Source organism: Hamadaea sp. NPDC051192 (genome assembly GCF_040682475.1).
Taxonomy (GTDB): domain Bacteria; phylum Actinomycetota; class Actinomycetes; order Mycobacteriales; family Micromonosporaceae; genus Hamadaea; species Hamadaea flava.
This window is the reverse complement of sequence record NZ_JBFBAZ010000266.1, coordinates 1-4,105: the sequence shown is the minus strand read 5'-3', so window position 1 is coordinate 4,105 and position 4,105 is coordinate 1. Positions and strand designations below refer to the sequence as shown.

Annotated in this window: 4 protein-coding genes and 1 pseudogene; 1 reads left to right on the top strand and 4 read right to left on the bottom strand. The window is 67.8% G+C overall.

Translation table 11 applies throughout. The features are described from left to right. The 4 genes and pseudogenes from AB0M47_RS42265 to ngcE form a co-directional block, all read right to left on the bottom strand. Positions 1–294 (bottom strand): annotated as a pseudogene (locus AB0M47_RS42265) (RpiR family transcriptional regulator); the annotation flags it as partial. Between the two features lie 14 nt (positions 295–308). Then, positions 309–1,133 (bottom strand): carbohydrate ABC transporter permease, encoded by an 825-nt coding sequence (locus AB0M47_RS42260; protein WP_363424569.1) that lies wholly within the window; start codon positions 1,131–1,133, stop codon positions 309–311. Positions 1,134–1,216: 83 nt separating this feature from the next. Then, positions 1,217–2,122, bottom strand: a complete 906-nt coding sequence (locus tag AB0M47_RS42255; protein WP_363424566.1) for a sugar ABC transporter permease — start codon at positions 2,120–2,122, stop codon at positions 1,217–1,219. A 55-nt stretch (positions 2,123–2,177) separates the two neighbouring features. Next, positions 2,178–3,605: an N-acetylglucosamine/diacetylchitobiose ABC transporter substrate-binding protein gene (gene ngcE / locus AB0M47_RS42250; protein WP_363424563.1), complete on the bottom strand. Its 1,428-nt coding sequence runs from the start codon at positions 3,603–3,605 to the stop codon at positions 2,178–2,180. Between the two features lie 185 nt (positions 3,606–3,790). On the opposite strand from ngcE, the gene AB0M47_RS42245 reads away from it, so the two are divergent. Beyond that, positions 3,791–4,105: hypothetical protein (locus AB0M47_RS42245; protein WP_363424560.1), on the top strand; the 315-nt coding region annotated here is incomplete at its 3' end.

The following is a 4,105-nucleotide window of genomic DNA, read 5'->3' as shown; positions in this document are numbered from 1 at the left end:
GACCGCCACGGCCAGCAGCAGCCGCAGCTCGTGGTAGCCGGTCAGGCCGACGTCGCGGCAGAACCGGGTCACCGTCGTGGCCGAGGTGCCGGCTCGCCGGGCCAGCTCGGAGATGCTGGCCCGGGCGATCTCCGACGGCTGCTCGATGACGAGCCGGCCGACCGCCTGCTCGGAGTCGGGCAGCGAGGGCAGCAGGCCCCGGAGGCGGGCCAGCAGGGAGTCGGCGTCGATCGCCGGGGTGTCGCGCAGCGCACCCGAACCGGAGGCGGCCGCGCCGGAGGAAACAGTCGTCATGGGCACATCATCCGTCACTTCATCTGACCGGCGGTGAGTCCGGCCTGGATTTGCCGTTGGAACACGGCGTACACGACGAGGACGGGCAGCATGGCCAGGGTCAGCCCGGCGAACAGCCGGGAGTAGTCGCCCCGATAGCCCTCGCTGACCGCCAACGCGGCCAGTCCCTGTGCCAGGACGTACTTGTTCTCGTCCTTCAGCAGGACGACGGGCAGCAGGTACTGGTTCCAGTGGGCGAGGAAGTTGAAGATGCCGACGCTGATCAGGCCGGGCTTGGCCATCGGCAGCATCACCCGGAAGAACAGCCGGAACGGTCCGCAGCCGTCGATCAGGGCCGCTTCGCTGACCGCGGTGGGCAGCGTACGGAAGAACGCGGTGAGGAAGAAGACCGTGAACGGCAGCGAGTACGCCGTGTACACCAGCATCAGGCCGGGCAGCGTGTTGAGCATTCCCGCGTCGCGGACGACGAAGAACAGCGGCACGAAGGCGAGCACGACCGGGAACATCATGCCGCCGACGAAGGCGAAGTAGACGATCCGGTTGCCCCAGAACTGATACCGGGCCAGGGCGTACGCCGCGGTCGCGCCGAGCAGCATGGTCAGTGTCAGCGAGCCGATCAGCACGATGCCGGTGTTGAGGAAGTACTGGCCGATGTGGCCGTGCGTCCAGGCGCGGCTGAAGTTGTCCCAGCGCAGCGATCCCGGCAGCCCCCACGGGTCGGACAGGATCTCGTTGTCGCTCTTGAACGCGCTCAGCACCGCCCACAGCAGCGGCAGCGCGGTGAGCAGACCCCAGACGAGCAGGAACGCGTGGGAGAAGACGTTGAGGGTGCCGTCGATCAGGCTCTTGCCGCCGGAGCGGGTAGCCGGGGCTCGCCGGGTGGTCGCGGCCTCGGTCGCCGGGTCGGCCGAAGTCAGAGTGCTCACGACAGCTCGATCCTCTCGCGGCGGGTCAGTCGCAGCGCGACGACGGTGATGGTGAGGGTCAGGAAGAACATGACCACGCCGATGGCCGAGCCGTAGCCGAACTGCGAGTCCCCGAAGGACACGTCGTACACGCGCTCGCCGATGACGTCGGTGGAGAAGCTGGGCCCGCCCCGGGTCATGATCTGGACCAGGGCGAACGAGTCCATCGCGATGATGGCCAGGTACACCCAGGCGACCTGGATGGTGTCCCACAGCAGCGGGACGGTGATCTTGAACATGGTGGCGAACCGGCTGGCTCCGTCGAGCGCGGCGGCCTCGTAGATGTCCTTGGGCACCGACTGCATCGCCGCGCCGAACAGCACCACGTAGAAGCCGACGTTCGACCAGACCATGACGGCCACGACCGCCCCCAGCGCCACGTCGGGGTCGCCGAGCCAGATCTGCGCCAGGCCGTCCAGGCCGATCGCCCGCAGTCCCGCGTTGAGCAGGCCCGACCGGGGGTTGTAGACCTCGGTCCACAGCACGCCGATGACGGCGACCGACAGCATCTGGGGCGCGAAGTAGATCAGCTTGTAGACCGACGCGCCCCACACGCCGGTGATCCGGCCGCTGCGCCCGCCGACGTTGAGCATCGTGGCCAGGAACAGCCCGAGCAGGATCGTCACGACGGGCAGCAGCAGGAGCAGCCACAGGTTGTGCAGCAGCGCGTTCCAGATGTGCTCGTCGTTCCACAGTCGCTTGAAGTTGTCGAGCCCGACGACGTTGTAGTTCCGTGAGAGCCCGTGCCAGTCCGTCGTGGAGATGACGAAGGTCTGCGCGTACGGGGAGATCACGAAGTACGCGTACAGCGCCAACGGGGGCAGCAGGAAGGTCGCCAGTAGCGGCCATTTCCCGTGCTTCACAGTGTCACCTCCCAAAGGGGGAGCCCACGCCGGGCTCCCCCTCCGTCTAGCCGGATCACGCGGTGCGCTTGTACTTCTTGAAGGAGCTGTCGGCGGCGATCTCGTCGGCGCCCTTCTGACAGGCCTTGAGGAACTCGTCCGGGGTGGTACGCCCGGAGAAGAAGTCGCCGCACGCGGCGTCGACCAGGTTGCGCTCCAGCTTGCGGTAGTACACGGGGTACACCCAGTTGAAGCCGTTGGTGCCGGACGCCTTGAGCGCGTCGACGACCGAGGACAGGCCCGGCGGCAGGCTGACGCCGTCGGCGGAGCCGGCGACGATGGTCAGGCTGGACACCTTCGTGGTGAAGTCCTTGGCGCCCTTCATCGACAGCATGTGCCGCATGAGCTCCAGGCCGCCGCGCTCGTTCTTGGCCTTGGCGGGCACGATGAACGGCTCGCCGGCGGTGCCGCGGATGGCCTCGAACGGCAGCTTGTCGCCGGCGCCGAGGCTGGCCGTCGGGGCGACCGACATGTTGAAGCCGGCCGGGGTGACGTCCTTCTGCTCGCTTTCGAGCCAGGAGCCGTTCGGGATGAACGCGGCCTTGTACTTGCACCACTCGGCCTGCGACTGCTTGTGGTCCAGGCCCGGGCTGCCTTCGAGGATGTACTTGTCCTTGACGACCTGGTACCAGGCGTCGGCCGCGGTCTTCATCGCGTCCGAGGTCCACGCGTTCGGCTCGAGGTTGTCGATGGCCAGCGCGACGGAGTTGCCGCCGAGCTTGATGGCCGTCGACAGCACCGCCCAGCTGAAGTAGCGCGGGTGCTTGCCGGCGTACGTCCACGGCGCGATGCCGGCGGCCTTGATGGTCTTGCACAGCGCGATGTGCTCGTCCCAGGTCTTCGGGTACGCCCAGCCCTTGTCGGTGAACAGCTTCCGGGAGTACCAGATGCCGTAGACGCTGTAGGCGTAGTTGAGCGCGTACACGCCCTCGCCGAAGGTGCCGGACGCGATCGCGCCGGGCAGCAGGGTGTCGCGGACCTTCTTGCCCGGCACGTCGAGGCTGGGCGCGTCGAGCAGCGGGGTCAGGTCGGCGAGCTGGTTCTGCGCGACGAGGTCGCCCAGCGGGATCTGGCCGGCGCCCGAGTCGTTGATGAAGTCCGGCGGCGTGCCGTCGACGAACCGCGGCTGGAGCGTCTTGTTGATCTCCACGACCGCGGAGTGCTTGACCTCCGCCTTCGGGTAGGTCTCCTTGTACATCGCCTCGTGCGCCTTGGCGTAGTCCTCGCCGAAGCCGCCGTTGAAGATGACGACCTCGAGCGGGGCGTCCTCCTTGACACCGAGCGGGTTCTTGTCGCTCTTGGTGCCCTCGTACTTGTCGGACTTGGACTCGGGCTCGTCGTCACCGAGCGCGCAGCCCGAGAGCAGGCCCGCCGATCCGGCGGCCGCAGCCACGCCGGCGCCGGCGCGCAGCACCGTGCGACGGGTCAGATCCTGTGCAGACATTCGGGTGTCCCTCTTCGTTGATGGGAGGTCTGTGGGGATGGGAGATCTAGGGGTGGTGCCTCGTGTGCGGTGCGAGTGGTGAGACTGTGCCGGGTCGCCGTTGCCGTTGTCAAGGTTTAACCGTCACCTTTGTTGGATCGTTAAGAAATCACCGTGACGGTGGCGGGCCGTGTATCGTCCCCGGCGTGCTCACCATCGGCCTCGACGTCGGCGGCACCGGCGCTCGCGCCGCCCTCGCGCGCGACGGCGTCATTATCGCCACGACCAGCACAGATCGACCAACCCGTATCGGCTCCGGTGGGGTGGACGCGGCCAACGCGGTCGCGGTCCTGACGCCCCTAGTCCGTGAATTGGTCACTGACCGCCCGGCCCCGATCGACGCGGTCGGCGCCGGCCTCACCGGCTTCGCGTTGCTCGGTGACGAGCTACGGGTACGCCTGCCGCAAGCACTGGCCGAGGCGGCCGAAACACCCGTCGTGGTGCTCTGCTCCGACATGCTC

What these genes read in the sequence shown, in the direction of transcription:
- ngcE (WP_363424563.1), bottom strand. Translation starts at nt 3,605, where the DNA reads ATGTCTGCACAGGATCTGACCCGTCGCACGGTGCTGCGCGCCGGCGCC.